This window comes from Bradyrhizobium sp. SZCCHNR1053 (genome assembly GCF_032381235.1).
Lineage (GTDB): Bacteria > Pseudomonadota > Alphaproteobacteria > Rhizobiales > Xanthobacteraceae > Bradyrhizobium.
This window is the reverse complement of sequence record NZ_JAUHJM010000009.1, coordinates 223413-237970: the sequence shown is the minus strand read 5'-3', so window position 1 is coordinate 237970 and position 14558 is coordinate 223413. Positions and strand designations below refer to the sequence as shown.

Sequence of the window (14558 nt, the reverse complement as noted above, 5' to 3'; positions counted from 1 at the left end):
TGGTGCCGGCAACGTCATCCCCTGGTTACCCAGATTGGGCTACGGTCGACCATTCGCGACTGGATGGATATGGATCGAACTCCGATGGATACCGAGCAAGTTACTGAAATTTCAGAGAAAGAATCGGTCGCGGCGCCGTCCTTCGAGATTGCCTCGAGCCCCGAGCGATTCATCAACCGGGAACTGTCCTGGCTTCACTTCAACCGCCGCGTTCTGGAGGAATCGGTCAATCCGCGCCATCCCGCCCTGGAGCGGGTGCGCTTCCTGTCGATTTCCGCCAACAACCTTGATGAATTCTTCATGGTCCGCGTCGCCGGCATCCGCGCTCAGGTCCGCGAGGGCATCGCCGAGCGCAGCCCGGATGGGCTGACCCCCACCGAGCAGTTGAAGCTGATCAACGAGACCGTCTCACAGCTCGCGATCGACCAGCAGGCGATCTGGCGCGACCTGCGCAAGTTTCTCGGCGAGCTCGGCATCGTGCTGGTCGACGGCCAGGACGTCACCAAGAGCGAGCGCGCCTGGATCGAGGACCACTTCCTCGCCAACATCTTCCCGCTGCTGACGCCACTGGCGATCGATCCGGCGCATCCGTTCCCGTTCATCCCGAGCCTCGGCTTCACGGTGGCGCTGCAGCTGATCCGCTCCGCCGACGGGCGTCCGATGAACGCCCTCATCCGAATGCCCGGCAAGATCGACCGCTTCATCCGCTTCCCCGGCTCCAAGGATGGCGTGATCCGCCTGATTACCCTCGAGCAGGCGACCGGCCTGTTCATCGGCCGGCTGTTTCCGGGCTACACCGTGAAGGGCCAGGGCGCCTTCCGGATCATCCGCGACAGCGAGATCGAGATCGAGGAAGAGGCCGAAGACCTGGTGCGGCTGTTCGAAACCGCGCTGAAGCGGCGCCGTCGCGGCTCGGTGATCCGGCTCGAGATCGAGGCCAACATGCCGGAGGAGCTACGCCGCTTCGTGCAGAATGCGCTCTCGACCACCGATGACGAGGTGTTCCTGGTCGACGGCGTGCTGGCGATGAACGAGCTGTCGCAACTGACGCGGGTCGACCGGCCCGACCTCGAATTCGTGCCCTATGTTCCGCGCCATCCTGAGCGTGTCCGCGACCATGGCGGCGACATCTTCGCCGCCATCCGGCAGAAGGACCTGATCGTCCATCACCCTTATGAGTCGTTCGACGTCGTCGTGCAGTTCCTGCAGCAGGCGGCGCGCGACCCGGACGTCGTCGCAATCAAGCAGACGCTGTACCGCACCTCCAACAACTCTCCGATCGTGCGCACTTTGGTGGAAGCTGCCGAAGCCGGCAAGTCGGTGACGGCGCTGGTCGAGCTCAAGGCGCGTTTCGACGAGGAAGCCAACATCCGCTGGGCCCGCGATCTGGAGCGCGCCGGCGTGCAGGTGGTCTACGGCTTCCTGGAGCTGAAGACGCATGCCAAGCTGTCGATGGTCGTACGCCGCGAGGGCGGCAGCCTCACGACCTATGTCCACACCGGCACCGGCAACTATCACCCGGTGACGGCGCGCATCTACACCGACCTGTCCTACTTCACCTCCGACCCGGTGATCGGCCGCGACGTGACGCGGGTGTTCAACTACATCACCGGCTATGCCGAGCCGATCGACATCGAGAAGATGGCGGTGTCGCCGCTCACGCTTCGCAAGCGCATGATCGAGCACATCCACGGCGAGACCAGCTTCGCCCGCCAGGGCAAGCCCGCCGTGATCTGGATGAAGATGAACTCGCTGGTCGATCCAGACATCATCGACGCGCTGTATGAGGCCTCGCAGGCCGGCGTGTCGATCGAGCTGATCGTGCGCGGCATCTGCTGCCTGCGTCCCGGCCTCCCCGGACTGTCGGAGAACATTCGCGTCAAATCGGTGATCGGCCGCTTCCTCGAGCATGGCCGCATCTACTGCTTTGGTATGGGTCAGGGCCTGCCGAGCGCCAAGGCCGCCGTCTACATCTCCTCGGCCGACATGATGCCGCGCAATCTCGACCGCCGCGTCGAGGTGCTGTGCCCGCTTCAGAACCCTACCGTGCATCAGCAGGTTCTGGAACAGATCATGGTCGCGAACCTCAAGGACACCGAGCAGAGCTGGCAATTGTTGCCGGATGGGTCGTCAACGCGTATGAAGGCCGCGAAGGGCGAGGAGCCGTTCAACCTGCACAATTACTTCATGACGAATCCGAGTCTGTCCGGCCGTGGAAAGTCGCTCAAGGAATCATCGCCGCGCCGGCTCACGCGCCGGAATGAACGCCCTCCTTCATAGGGGCTGTCTGCACCGGGGCCTTCTGCAACGGGACATGCCGTGGTGAAGCGGCCCGGCACGAGGGCCGCGAGCGTCGGTGTCATCGACATCGGCTCGAACTCGGTCCGTCTCGTCGTCTACCAGGCGATGGAACGCAGTCTCGTCACCGTGTTCAACGAGAAGGCGCTGTGCGGGCTCGGTCGCGAGGTCCAGACCACCGGCCTGCTCGCGGCCGATGCCGTCGACAAGGCGCTGACGGCGCTGAAGCGCTTCCGCGCGCTGTGCAAGGTGCAGCGGGTGGGGCAAGTTCATGCCATCGCGACCGCCGCCTGCCGCGATGCTTCGAACGGCGCTGATTTCATCGCCAAGGCCGAGAAGATCTGCGGCGCTCCGATCCAGATCCTCACCGGCCCCGAAGAGGCGCGCTATTCGGCGCTCGGCGTCATCTCCGGCATCCACAAGCCCGACGGCATCGTCGGCGATCTCGGCGGCGGCTCACTTGAGCTGATCGACGTGCGCGGGCACCAGGTCCGCAGCGGCGTCACCCTGCCGCTCGGCAGCCTGGCGCTGCAGGATCTCGCCGAGAAATCGCTGAAGAAGGCGGAGCGGATCGCGCGCGAGGCGCTGACCGACCTGCCGCAACTGCTGGCCGGCCAGAACCGCACCTTCTATGCGGTCGGCGGCACCTGGCGCGCGCTGGCGCGCATCCACATCATCCAGAGCGGCTATCCGCTCGGGGTGATGCACGGCTATGCGATTCCGGCGGCCGATGCGCTGGCCTTCGTGCGCCGGCTGCGCCGTCTCGTCGCCGCCGACATGCTGGCCGACATCGAAGCGATCGCCGAGGCGCGGCGCCCGCTGCTTGCCTATGCCGCGCTGGTGCTCGAGCATATCATACGCGTCGCCAAGCCGACGACCGTCGTGTTCTCGACCTTCGGCGTGCGCGAGGGCCTGCTCTACTCCAAGCTTCCCGACGCCGAGCGCGCCAAGGACGGGCTGCTCTGCGCGGCGCAGGGCCTCAACGAGCTGTTGTCGCGCTCGGCCCAGCATGCCCGCGAGCTGATCGACTGGACCGACCGCCTGTTCCGCGTGATGCACATGCGCGAGACCGAGGACGAGCGCCGGCTGCGGCACGCCGCCTGCCTGCTGTCCGACATCGGCTGGCGCATGCATCCGGACCATCGCGGCGAGCAGACCTACGGCATCGTTCTGAACGGCAATTTCGGCTCGATCAACCACGAGGGCCGCATCTTCGTCGCGCTGTCGGTGTTCTTCCGCTACGAGGGCCTGCGCGACGAGGCGGCGGCGCCTGCCCTCACCGAGCAGCTGAGCCCGGCCCAGATCGATCGTGCGCGCCTGCTCGGCACCGCGTTTCGGGTCGCGCATCTGATCTCGGCGGCGCGGCCCGGCGTGCTGCCCGCAACGCACTTCCGCACCCAGGATCGCAAGCTGATGCTGGTGTTCGAGCACCAGATGGTCGACCTCGTCGCCGACCGTGTCGGCGGACGCTTCAAGCAGCTCGCGCGTCTCGTCGGCCGCTCCGGCTCGATCGTGCGCAGCTAGATCCGGATCAGGGCCGCCGAGCGCCGACCGAAATTGCGATCATGCGCTTGGCGATGACGCCATAGACCTTGCGCCAGGCCTGCTCGACCTCATCATTCCAATGCGGACCAAGTCCTTTGGCGAGGCTCCACAGTAGTGCTTCGCCGACCACCGGATAGTGCTCGGGCCGGACCCCATAGCGCGCATGATTGCGGCCGAGGATGTCGGTGCTCGACAACAGACCCGTCGTCTGATCGAGGCTGCCGACGAGGACCGCCAGGGTCGCGATGAAGTCCCGTTTCAGCACGTCCATGTCGGCGGGAAACATCGCCCGACATTCCGGCGCGAGCTCGAAGACGCGGTCATAGAACGTCGTCGTCATCTGTGTAGCATTGGCAAATACCAAGTCGAACGACGACTTGACGTGCGCAATCTCATCTGCAGTCAACATGCGCAAGTCCAATTCGAAACAATTCCAATCAGGGCCCGATCAGTGGAGCTCGACGTAGTGGTGTCGCGGCGGCGCGAACGGGTTCAAGATTATAAGAAACAGACGACCACGCCCTGCGGTACCTGGCAAAGGCGCGGCACCGTGCCGCAGCATTGTGGATTGGCTTGTGATCCTGCCGCGACGATGGCTGACCGACTCAGTGATCGGAGACGGTAACGGCAACAAACACGACGGCCATCGTGCTTCTCACAGGCCATCGGAGGACGCCGACACGCCAGCCGCCGACCGGCGCCAAGGCCGACTGATCCGTTGGATCGCGCAGACGGCCGCCGATGCGAATGGCGGCCGTCCGCGTCAACCGACGGCTGGCTCACACCGCAAGATTCATCCAGACGGATTTCGGCTCCGTGAAGTTGTCCAGCGCGGCCGTGCCGTGCTCGCGGCCCAGTCCGGAGTCACGATCGCCACCCCAAGGCAGCCGCACATCGGTGTAGCCATAGGTGTTGATCCACACGGTGCCGGCGCGCAGGCGCTTGGCGAAGCGATGGACGCGCCCCATGTCGCGGCTCCAGACGCCGGCGGCCAGGCTGTAGGCCGTGCCGTTCGCCATCCGCAGCGCCTCGGCCTCGTCCCTGAACTTGATCACGCTGACCACGGGTCCGAAGATCTCTTCCTGCGAGATCCGCATGTCGTGCGTGACGCCGGCGAAGACGGCGGGGCTGACGAAATAGCCGCGGGCGGCCGCGCGCTGGCCGCCGGTGACGAGCGTAGCGCCTTCGTTGCGTCCGATGTCGACATAGTCGAGGATCGTCTTCATCTGTCGTTCGGAGATGACCGGTCCGAGCGAGGTTGCGCGATCGAGCGGATCGCCGATCCGCAGCGCCCGTGCGCGCTCGGTCAGGCGCTCGACCACCTCGTCATACACGCGCTCCTGCACCAGCACCCGCGATCCGGCCGAGCACACCTGCCCGGTGTTGAAGAAGATGCCGCTGGCCGCAGCCTTTGCGGCGGCCTCGATGTTCGCATCGTCGAAGATGATGTTGGCCGACTTGCCGCCGAGCTCGAGCGAGACGCGTTTGAAGTTGCCGGCCGCCGCCTTCATGATGCCGCGGCCGACGCCGGGCGAGCCGGTGAACGTGACCTTGTCGACATCGGGGTGGTTGACCAGCGCCTCGCCGACGGTGCGCCCGGGGCCGGTCACGATGTTGAGAACACCGGGCGGCAGTCCGGCTTCGAGCGCGAGCTCCCCGATCCGCAGCGCCGACAGCGACGTCAGCTCGGCGGGCTTCATCACGACGGTGCAGCCGCAGGCCAGCGCCGGCGCGAGCTTCCACATCCCGATCATCAGCGGGAAATTCCACGGCACGATCGCCGCGACCACGCCGACCGGCTCGCGCACCGTATAGGTCAGCGCATCATCGCGCGTGGCGACGACTTCACCGCTGATCTTGTCGGCCCATCCGGCGTAATAGGTGAGCGTATCGATGGCGGCGGGAAGATCCTGGCGCAGGATCGCCGACACCGGCTTGCCGGCATCGAGGCTTTCGAGCTCGATGATCTCGTCGGCGTGGTCGCGCAACAGCTGCGCCCATTTCAGAAGGATCGCGCCGCGCTCCGCCGCACGCATCGTTCGCCACGGCCCTTCGAAGGCCTTGCGGGCCGCGGCGACTGCGAGATCGACATCCTCGGCATTGCCCTCGGCGACCGTCGCAATCGCCTGCTCGGTTGCAGGATTGAGCGACGTGAAGGTGCGTCCCGAAACCGAGGGAACATGCCTGCCGCCGATCAGGAGCTGGAACGGCTTCGTCAGATAGGACGTCCCCCTCGCGCCGCGCTCGTAATCATATGCAATCGACATCATATTTCCTCCGTTTGTTGTATACCAATGAAGGTAAGAACAAATATCTGTTCGTAAATATGATATCGGTTGCCTATGGCCGGCGGTCATATGAAGCCGACTTCACAAGCGGGCCCTGATGTTGCGGATCGCGATCGAACCTGTCTGGCGTTTCTACAAGGACGACGGCCCGCAGAGCATCGTCGTGATGCTCCGCGTGCTCAGTGAAATCGGGAGGACGGGTAAGATCACCAGCGCGGCCAGTGACGCGCATCTGTCCTATCGTCACGTCTGGAATCTGATCGAGCAGTGGTCTGAATTCTTCGGCGTGCCGCTGGTCGAGACCCAGCGCGGCAAGGGATCGAAGCTCACGGCGTTCGGCGACAAGCTGGTCTGGGCCGGCGAGCGCATGCAGGCCCGCCTCGGCCCGCAGCTCGACAATCTGGCGCAGGAGCTGGCGACCGAGATCAAGCCGTTCCTGCAGCCGCATCCTGGCGTGATCCGCGTTCACGCCAGCCACGGCTTTGCCGTCGCCAAGCTGCGCGAGCTGTTGGATCGCGAGTCTGGGGTCGGGGTCGATGTCCGCTATGTCAGCAGCCAGCATTCGCTGGCCTCGCTGGCGCAAGACGAATGCGACCTGTCGGGACTGCATCTGCCGCGCGGCGAGCTGCGTGCCCAGAACATCCAGGCCTGCCGGGATTGGCTCGATCCCAAGCAGGACTGCGTCATCAGCTTCGTGACCCGCGAGATGGGGCTGATGGTCAAGCGCGGCAATCCGCTGTCCATCCGTTCATTGGCCGATCTTGCCGACGGCAGGGCGCGCTTCGTCAATCGCGATCATGATTCCGGCACCCGCCTGTTGTTCGATCAGTTGCTCGCGTCACAAGGCATCGACGAAACCAGCATCAATGGCGCGCAGCAGATCGAGTTCACCCATGCAGCCGTCGCCGCCTATGTCGCGAGCGGCATGGCCGACGTCTGCTTCGGCGTCGAGGCTGCCGCGCGGCAGTTCGGGCTCGACTTCATCCGTATCCTCACCGAGGACTATTTCTTCGCCTGCCATAAATCGTTTCTGGAAACCGACTCGATGCGGCGGGTGCTCGAGGTGATGAAGGGCGACGAATTCCATCGCGCCGTCGCTGCCCTGCCCGGCTACCAGCCAGCCGCCACGGGATCGGTCCACACCGTTCGCGAATTCCTCGATCGGCTGGATGCGGAGTCCTGACGCCGCCCGGTCGGATGCGGCGCGTCCTGACGATCAGCTACGGCAGATCGACGCCGCGCTCCGGCACCGGCTGCAGCTCGCTCTCGGCCTGACGCTGCAGCGCGCGGCCGCGCCAGATCGAGCCGGCGATCAGCACCACACCGGCGCCGATCAGCGACATCAGCGTCTCCATGACATCGACATGGCTCGCGAGATTGGTCTTGCCGGCGAACAGCGCCGAGGTCGCCTCGATGTTGATGACCACGGTGCCGTCGAGGAGATGGTGCAGCATCGGCTCGATCGCGGGATCGGTCGCGATCACCTCGCCGGCCACCCAGCCGAGCAACATCGCGCCGAGCCAGACCAGCAGCGGGACCCGATCGAGCACGAGCATGATCAGCGCGGCGCCGGCGATGATCAGCGGGATGCTCATGGCGAGGCCGATGATCAGCAGGGACGCCTGGCCGTTCGCGGCCGCAGCCACCGCGATCACGTTGTCGAGGCTCATCACGAGGTCGGCAAGCGCGACGATGCGGACCGCATGCCACAGCGTCGTGCCGGCTGCGATCTCGTCGTTCTCGTCCTCGGGCACCAGCAGCTTGGCGGCGATCACGATCAGCGCCAGCCCGCCGATCAGCTTCAGGTACGGCAGCGCCATCAGGGTGGCGACGATGCCGGTAAAGGCGATGCGCAGTGCGACGGCAATGCCGGAGCCGGCCACCATGCCCCAGACGCGATGCTTGCCGTGCAGGCCGCGGCAGGCGAGCGCGATGACCAGCGCATTGTCGCCCGACAACAGCACGTTGATCCAGACGATCTTGCCGAGCGCGAGCCAGAAGCCCGGGCTCTGCAGGTCGGCCTCGAATTGAGCGAGCAAATGGCCGAAAGTGGCGGGATCAGCGAGTTGCGACAGCCAGTTCACGGCCAAGCCTTTCAGATCGGTTCAACGAAGATTGAGCACGTCGGCATGCGGCGGAGCGAGGCTCCGCCGCAGCGATCATGGCTCAGCCGACGATCTCGTTGCCGGCGAAGAACTGCGCGATCTCGACCGCAGCCGTCTCGGCGGCATCCGAGCCGTGCACCGAGTTCTCGCCGATCGACTTCGCATGCGATTTGCGGATGGTGCCGTCGGCGGCCTTCGACGGATCGGTCGCGCCCATCACGTCGCGGTACTTCAGGATGGCTCCTTCGCCTTCGAGGACTTGGACGACGACCGGGCCGGAGATCATGAAATCGACCAGCTCGCCGAAGAACGGCCGCGCCTTGTGCACGGCATAGAAGGTCTCGGCCTGGTCGCGGGTCATGCGGATCCGCTTCTGAGCCACGATGCGCAGGCCGGCCTTCTCGATCAGCGCATTGATCGCGCCGGTGAGGTTACGCTCGGTCGCGTCGGGCTTGATAATCGAAAAGGTGCGCTCAATCGCCATGATGTCGTCCTTGGAGGTGCGGGATTTGGGTGGGTTGCGGGCTTATATCGACGCGATTGGTCGACGGCAAGCGACCGGGACCCAGCCCGGAGGCGCAACGCCTTACGACAATTTCACGTTTCTGAACATAGCCTGAAGGGTTCGTGCGACCATCATTCAGCTGTCATGTCTTAACGTGTTCGGTATCGGGCGAGGACGAGCCAGCAGCGTTCCGGTGGCCGCCCTCTCCCAGCCTCATCCGTCGGACAATTTCGGCGCCTCCAACGCTGTCATCCAGGAGACGATCATGTTGCGCAAACTCTCCCTCATCGCGGCGGCCGCCGTTGCCCTCGGCGCAGCCGCCCTCGCCCCGACCGCCGCCTCGGCTCACTGGCACGGTGGCTGGCATGGCGGTGGTTGGCACGGAGGCGGCTGGCATGGCGGTTGGCACCGTCCGTTCTACGGTCCCCGCTTCTTCGTCGGCGGCCCGGCCTACAGCTACGGCTATGGCGGCTGCTATGTGCGCCGCGTGGTTCCGACCCCGTGGGGACCGCGCTGGCGCCTGATCAACCGCTGCTATTGATACGAGCCTCGGCGCGGCACCCGCCCCCCGCCGCACCGAACTCGCATCGCCCCGGCGTCTCCCCCACGCCGGGGCTTTTTTTGTGCAGTTTCAAACTCATTTCGGGGTATTCCGGTCAGGAGCTGGAAACAAATCGAGCGGCCACGACTTGTTACGCCATCGTCCTGCAACTGCTCGTGGAATTCCGTCATGTCTGGCCGCACCGCCAATTTCAGCGAGGCTCTCGATCGCAAGACCAGCCGGTCGATCTGCGAGGCCGTCGGCGAGCGCCTGCAACGCAGCCTGCCGCCGGACGGCTCTCACCTGCCGGCTTCCCTTGCGGACCTGATGAACGAGTTGCGCAAGCGCGACGAGGCCGGGACGAGCCTATCCGGCCGCTGAGACCGCGACAAAGCGGTTGCCTTTGGCCGCGCGCGCGGTGACAAGGCGCGCATGCTTTCCATCACCGACATCTCCATCCGCCTCGCCGGACGGCTTCTCATCGACCAGAGCTCGGTGCAGATTCCGCCGGGCGCGCGCGTCGGGCTGGTCGGCCGCAACGGCACCGGCAAGTCCACCCTGTTCAAAGCGATCCGCGGCGAACTGTCGCTGGAGACCGGCAGCATCAGCGTGCCGCCGCGGTGGCGCATCGGCAGCCTGGCCCAGGAAGCCCCGAGCGGGCCCGAAAGCCTGATCGAGGTGGTTCTCCGGGCCGACCTCGAGCGGCACGCGCTGCTGCACGAGGCCGAGACCGCCCATGACGCAGACCGTATCGCCGAGATCCAGACCCGCCTCGTCGACATCGACGCGCATTCCGCCCCGGCGCGCGCGGCCGCGATTCTCAGCGGCCTCGGATTTTCCGCCGCGGATCAGGCGCGAGCCTGCGCCGAATTCTCCGGCGGCTGGCGCATGCGGGTCGCCCTCGCGGCCACGCTGTTCGCCGCGCCCGACCTGCTCCTGCTGGACGAGCCGACCAACTATCTCGACCTCGAGGGCACGCTGTGGCTCGAGGATCATCTGGCGCACTATCCGCGCACGGTGATCGTGATCAGCCATGACCGCGATCTGCTGGAAACCTCCGTCGACCAGATCCTGCATCTCGACCGTTGCAAGCTCACGCTGTACCGCGGCAGCTACTCCTCCTACGAGGAGCAGCGCGCCACCCGCGAGATGCTCGATGCCAAGGCGGTCAAGCGCCAGGAAGCGGAGCGCGCGCGGCTGCAGGCCTTCGTCGAGCGCTTCAAGGCCAAGGCCTCGAAGGCGCGCCAGGCGCAGTCCCGCGTCAAGATGCTGGAGCGGATGAAGCCGATCACCGCGCTCGTCACCCAGGACGTGCACGAGATCACGTTCCCCGCACCGGAGCGACTGTTGTCGCCGCCGATCATCGCGGTCGACAACGCCTCGGTCGGCTACGACCCAGCGCAACCGGTGCTCAACCGCGTCACCTTACGCATCGACAATGACGACCGCGTCGCATTGCTCGGCGCCAACGGCAATGGCAAGTCCACGATGGTGAAGCTGCTGGCCGGCCGGCTCGCGCCGTTCTCCGGCAAGGTCACGCGCGCCGACAAGCTGTCGATCGCCTATTTCGCCCAGCACCAGCTCGATGAGCTGGACGAGACCGGATCGCCGTATAGTCACGTGCGCAAGCTGATGGGTGACGCGCCGGAGTCGAAAGTGCGCGCGCGCGCCGGTGCGATCGGGTTTTCCGGCAAGGCCGCTGACACGCTGGTGAAGAGCCTGTCGGGCGGCGAGAAGGCGCGGCTGCTGCTCGGGCTCGCGACCTTCTTCGGCCCCAACATGATCATCCTGGACGAGCCGACCAACCATCTCGACATCGACAGCCGCGCCGCGCTCGCCGAAGCGATCAACGAATTTCCCGGCGCCGTGATCATGGTCTCGCACGACCGCTATCTGATCGAGGCCTGCGCCGACCGCCTCTGGGTCGTCGCCGACCGCACGGTGAAGACCTACGATGGCGATCTCGATGACTACCGGCGCATGGTCCTGTCGTCACGCAGCGGCGCCGGCACCCGAGAGACCGAACGTCCGCAGGTGACCGAGAAAGCAGAGCGGCCGCGCGGCGACAACAGGCGGAGCGGGCTGAAGCAGAAGATCACGGCGGTCGAAGCCGAGATCGCCCGCATCACCGGGATCATCGCCAAGATCGACGGCGCGCTGTCGCTGCCCGACATCTTCACACGCGACCCGAAACAGGCGGCGCAATTGTCGAAGGCACGGGCCAATGCCGCCGACGCGCTGGCGCGCGCCGAGGAGCAATGGCTGGAAGCGAGCACGTTGTATGACGAGGCAACCGGCTGATCGAGCAATCCGCGACGAACCAACGTTCGTCCGACGAACTACTCTCTCGGCAACTTCAGCGCACACTCAGGTCGCGCGCTTCTTCGCCTTCGGCTTGGCCGTCTTCGGCGCGGGTCCCGGATCGGGCGCTCGCTCGACCGAGGTCAGGCGGCCAGAGCTGAACGTGTAGACGCCGGCGCGCGCGCCGCGCAGCCAGGTCACCGTGGCCACGCGCTCACCGCCATTGCTCGAGACGTTGACGTTGTCGGGTGCACCGATGCCGCGCACCACGTCGCATTCGGTATGGCCGAGTGCGACGGTGCCGCCGACGGCCGGCGTTGCGGCGGCGGGATCATTCGCCAGCGCGTTCGCGCCCGCAGCACCGGCCGCAGGCGCCATGCCCGGGCACGCGCCTTCGGCGCTCACAAGGTCCTCAGCCGTGACCGGCTTATCCGGCGTCAGCGGCGGCGCGTCGATCGAGATGTTCCTGATGAACAGGCGCTGCGGCCGGTTGAACCACTCGGTGTCCTTGGACAGGAAATCGGGCGTGCTCGAGCATCCGGCGACGACCGGGGCAAGCACAAGGAACGCCAGAGCGCGCGTCAGCTGTTTGTTGTGGTCTCGCACGATGAACCTTGCTGAATTGCAACCTGTGGACACTCTAACGTGTTGTCCCAACATCACTTTGCGGCACGTTCGTGACTTTGCCAACGCTCTGCCGGTAAATCAGCAGTTTATCATGAATCGCGCCGCGCTGCCATCATTGGCGCTTCACGGACTTCCGCATCATTGCCGGCGCTGCCAACGCCCCCGCTCATCCGCCTGCCAGTAGGTGACCTCGAATCCCCGCGATTTGCAATCGGTCCACGCCGATCTCGCAGCCGCGAGCGCGTCCGCATCATCGCCGTTGAATACGAGCACCATGCGCTCGTAGCTGTGCGAGTCCGATGGCAGCGGCGCGTTGTCCACCAGGAAACGGACGTTTGCGCCGTTGGGATTGCTCTCTTCCACCGCGAGCACGATCGGCTGGTCGGCCACATCGGCCACCCGCCAGGTGGCATGCGGCAGAAACGAATCGTCGCGATAGGTCCACAGATGCGCATCGAGCGCATCCGCGCGCTCCTCCGATGTCGACTGCACCACGACGCGCCAACCGCGCTCGAGCGACTTCTCGAGCAGCGGCGGCAGCACGCCTTCAATGGTCATGTTCTGCAGATGGTAGAACAGGACTTCTGTCATCGTCCCGCGTCACGCCTTGGCGCCGGACTTGGCTTCAGCTTTGGCGTCGGATTTGGATTCGTAGGAATCCCACACCAGCCGGTCGAGCAGCCGGACGCCATAGCCCGATCCCCAGCTCTGGTTGATCTCCGATTTCGGCGCGCCCATCGCGGTGCCGGCGATGTCGAGATGCGCCCACGGCGTGTCGTTGACGAAGCGCTGCAGGAATTGCGCAGCAGTGATCGAGCCGCCATGGCGTCCACCGGTATTCTTCATGTCCGCGAACTGCGAATCGATCAGCTTGTCGTATTCGTGGCCGAGCGGCATGCGCCAGACCTTCTCACCCGTCTCCTGCCCCGCCTTGAACAGCTTGTCGGCGAGATCATCATTGTTGGTGAAGAGGCCGGCATGATCGGTGCCGAGCGCGACCATGATCGCGCCGGTCAAGGTTGCCAGGTCGATCATGAACTTCGGCTTGAACTTGGTCGCGACGTACCACAGCACGTCGGCGAGCACGAGCCGGCCCTCGGCATCGGTATTGATGATCTCGATGGTCTGGCCGGACATCGAGGTGACGATGTCGCCCGGACGCTGGGCATTGCCGTCCGGCATGTTCTCGACCAGGCCGATGGCACCGATCACGTTGGCCTTGGCCTTGCGTGCGGCGAGTGCATGCATCAGGCCGACCACGCAGGCCGCACCGCCCATGTCGCCCTTCATGTCCTCCATCGAGCCGGCCGGCTTGATCGAGATGCCGCCGGTGTCGAAGCACACGCCCTTGCCGATGAAGGCGACCGGCTGCTCGCCGCGCTTGCCGCCATTATAGTGCATCACGACGGTGCGGCTCGGCCGTGCCGAGCCCTGGCCGACGCCGAGCAGCGCGCCCATGCCGAGCTTCTTCATCGCAGGCACGTCGAGGATCTCGACGGTGACGCCGAGCTTGCGCAAGGCGGCGGCGCGCTTGGCGAACTCCTCAGGATAGAGCACGTTCGGCGGCTCGTTGACGAGATCGCGCGCCAGTATCACCCCGTCGGTGACGTGGGACCGCGGCGCGAACGCCTTCTTGGCCGCCGCGGCATCCGCCACGGCGATCGAGACATTGGCGCTGACGGCGCCCTCTTCGTCCTTCTTCTTGGTCTTGTAGCGATCGAACCGATAGGCCCGCAGCCGGATCCCGGTGGCCAGCGAGCTGACCTGATCCGGCAACAGCGGTCCCGAAGGCAACTCGGCCAGCACCGCCACCGCTTCAGTTCCGGAGTTCAATTTTCCGGCTAAAGTACCGCCGTATTTAAGAAAATCCTTGTCCTTGAGGTCTGAACCCTTGCCAGTGCCAATGACGATCAAGCGCTGAATCTTGATTCCCTCAGGAGCCAGCAGGTCCAGCACCGCGCCATCCTTGCCCTTGAACCGGGCTGCCCCGGCCGCGCGCTTGATCAGGTCCGAGGCTCCCCCAAGGGCCTTCTCGGTCGCGACTCCGAGTCGCAGGGTGTCATCGCAGAACGCCACCACGATGCCGCGCGGGGCGGTCGACAGCGGGACGAAGCCGACCTTGACGGCGTCGGACATCAAGCAATCCTCCAAATTTCGACGTGATGAGCCGCCACGTCCGGCCGAAAACCTCAAGGACCAGACGCGGATGGCGGCAGTTCGGAACCCAACTTGGCAGCAGTATGACCTGCCCGGGCCGCGGCTGCCAAGCGCCGCGTGGCGGGCCAGTCACAATCATGAAATTTTGACCGTATTTTCGGGGCGCCACGCCACAGCCATTTTGTCGACGG

At 65.4% G+C, this 14558-nt stretch carries 13 protein-coding genes; 6 read left to right on the top strand and 7 right to left on the bottom strand.

Annotated features, from left to right (window positions below; all coding sequences use genetic code 11):
* The first annotated feature begins 84 nt into the window (after nucleotides 1-84).
* Both QX051_RS21425 and ppx read left to right on the top strand, forming a co-directional pair.
* The gene (locus QX051_RS21425; protein WP_315739420.1) at nucleotides 85-2280 is read left to right on the top strand and encodes an RNA degradosome polyphosphate kinase; all 2196 of its coding nucleotides are present in this window, start codon (nucleotides 85-87) and stop codon (nucleotides 2278-2280) included.
* 42 nt (nucleotides 2281-2322) lie between these two features.
* Nucleotides 2323-3822 (top strand): exopolyphosphatase, encoded by a 1500-nt coding sequence (gene ppx / locus QX051_RS21420; protein WP_315777513.1) that lies wholly within the window; start codon nucleotides 2323-2325, stop codon nucleotides 3820-3822.
* Nucleotides 3823-3829: 7 nt separating this feature from the next.
* On the opposite strand, the gene QX051_RS21415 is transcribed toward ppx, so the two are convergent.
* Both QX051_RS21415 and QX051_RS21410 read right to left on the bottom strand, forming a co-directional pair.
* A complete protein-coding gene (locus QX051_RS21415; RefSeq protein ID WP_315777495.1) occupies nucleotides 3830-4252 on the bottom strand; it encodes a globin family protein in 423 nt (140 codons plus the stop codon).
* A gap of 370 nt (nucleotides 4253-4622) precedes the next feature.
* On the bottom strand, nucleotides 4623-6110 hold the full coding sequence (locus tag QX051_RS21410) for an aldehyde dehydrogenase family protein (protein WP_315777494.1): 1488 nt from the start codon (nucleotides 6108-6110) through the stop codon (nucleotides 4623-4625).
* Nucleotides 6111-6228: 118 nt separating this feature from the next.
* On the opposite strand from QX051_RS21410, the gene QX051_RS21405 reads away from it, so the two are divergent.
* Complete coding sequence (locus tag QX051_RS21405; protein WP_315777493.1) at nucleotides 6229-7314, top strand: substrate-binding domain-containing protein; 1086 nt, start codon at nucleotides 6229-6231, stop codon at nucleotides 7312-7314.
* Nucleotides 7315-7351: 37 nt separating this feature from the next.
* On the opposite strand, the gene QX051_RS21400 is transcribed toward QX051_RS21405, so the two are convergent.
* Both QX051_RS21400 and ndk read right to left on the bottom strand, forming a co-directional pair.
* Nucleotides 7352-8215, bottom strand: coding sequence for a TerC family protein (locus QX051_RS21400; protein ID WP_315777512.1), 864 nt, complete (start codon nucleotides 8213-8215; stop codon nucleotides 7352-7354).
* 82 nt (nucleotides 8216-8297) lie between these two features.
* Nucleotides 8298-8720, bottom strand: a complete 423-nt coding sequence (gene ndk, locus QX051_RS21395; protein WP_315739416.1) for a nucleoside-diphosphate kinase — start codon at nucleotides 8718-8720, stop codon at nucleotides 8298-8300.
* A gap of 286 nt (nucleotides 8721-9006) precedes the next feature.
* Here ndk and QX051_RS21390 point away from each other — a divergent pair, with 286 nt between their 5' ends.
* The 3 genes from QX051_RS21390 (at nucleotide 9007) to QX051_RS21380 (ending at nucleotide 11583) form a co-directional block, all read left to right on the top strand.
* Nucleotides 9007-9282: a sulfur globule protein precursor gene (locus QX051_RS21390; RefSeq protein WP_315739457.1), complete on the top strand. Its 276-nt coding sequence runs from the start codon at nucleotides 9007-9009 to the stop codon at nucleotides 9280-9282.
* A 189-nt stretch (nucleotides 9283-9471) separates the two neighbouring features.
* Nucleotides 9472-9663 (top strand): hypothetical protein, encoded by a 192-nt coding sequence (locus tag QX051_RS21385; RefSeq protein WP_315739415.1) that lies wholly within the window; start codon nucleotides 9472-9474, stop codon nucleotides 9661-9663.
* 51 nt (nucleotides 9664-9714) lie between these two features.
* Complete coding sequence (locus QX051_RS21380) at nucleotides 9715-11583, top strand: ABC-F family ATP-binding cassette domain-containing protein (RefSeq protein ID WP_315777492.1); 1869 nt, start codon at nucleotides 9715-9717, stop codon at nucleotides 11581-11583.
* Between the two features lie 66 nt (nucleotides 11584-11649).
* Here the strand turns inward: QX051_RS21380 and QX051_RS21375 are convergent, their stop codons facing one another.
* The 3 genes from QX051_RS21375 to QX051_RS21365 form a co-directional block, all read right to left on the bottom strand.
* Complete coding sequence (locus QX051_RS21375) at nucleotides 11650-12144, bottom strand: hypothetical protein (RefSeq protein ID WP_315777511.1); 495 nt, start codon at nucleotides 12142-12144, stop codon at nucleotides 11650-11652.
* Between the two features lie 204 nt (nucleotides 12145-12348).
* Nucleotides 12349-12801, bottom strand: a complete 453-nt coding sequence (locus tag QX051_RS21370; protein WP_315739413.1) for a DNA polymerase III subunit chi — start codon at nucleotides 12799-12801, stop codon at nucleotides 12349-12351.
* A 9-nt stretch (nucleotides 12802-12810) separates the two neighbouring features.
* Entirely contained in the window at nucleotides 12811-14346 is a 1536-nt protein-coding gene (locus QX051_RS21365; protein ID WP_315777491.1) for a leucyl aminopeptidase, read from the bottom strand.
* Nucleotides 14347-14558 lie beyond the last annotated feature (212 nt).

Bases quoted from the DNA above. Each gene is read 5' to 3' on its own strand.
- QX051_RS21390 (WP_315739457.1), top strand. From the start codon at position 9,007: ATGTTGCGCAAACTCTCCCTCATCGCGGCGGCCGCCGTTGCCCTCGGC.
- ndk (WP_315739416.1), bottom strand. From the start codon at position 8,720: ATGGCGATTGAGCGCACCTTTTCGATTATCAAGCCCGACGCGACCGAG.
- QX051_RS21380 (WP_315777492.1), top strand. From the start codon at position 9,715: ATGCTTTCCATCACCGACATCTCCATCCGCCTCGCCGGACGGCTTCTC.
- QX051_RS21365 (WP_315777491.1), bottom strand. From the start codon at position 14,346: ATGTCCGACGCCGTCAAGGTCGGCTTCGTCCCGCTGTCGACCGCCCCG.
- QX051_RS21410 (WP_315777494.1), bottom strand. From the start codon at position 6,110: ATGTCGATTGCATATGATTACGAGCGCGGCGCGAGGGGGACGTCCTAT.
- QX051_RS21385 (WP_315739415.1), top strand. From the start codon at position 9,472: ATGTCTGGCCGCACCGCCAATTTCAGCGAGGCTCTCGATCGCAAGACC.
- QX051_RS21405 (WP_315777493.1), top strand. From the start codon at position 6,229: ATGTTGCGGATCGCGATCGAACCTGTCTGGCGTTTCTACAAGGACGAC.
- QX051_RS21425 (WP_315739420.1), top strand. From the start codon at position 85: ATGGATACCGAGCAAGTTACTGAAATTTCAGAGAAAGAATCGGTCGCG.
- QX051_RS21370 (WP_315739413.1), bottom strand. From the start codon at position 12,801: ATGACAGAAGTCCTGTTCTACCATCTGCAGAACATGACCATTGAAGGC.
- QX051_RS21415 (WP_315777495.1), bottom strand. From the start codon at position 4,252: ATGTTGACTGCAGATGAGATTGCGCACGTCAAGTCGTCGTTCGACTTG.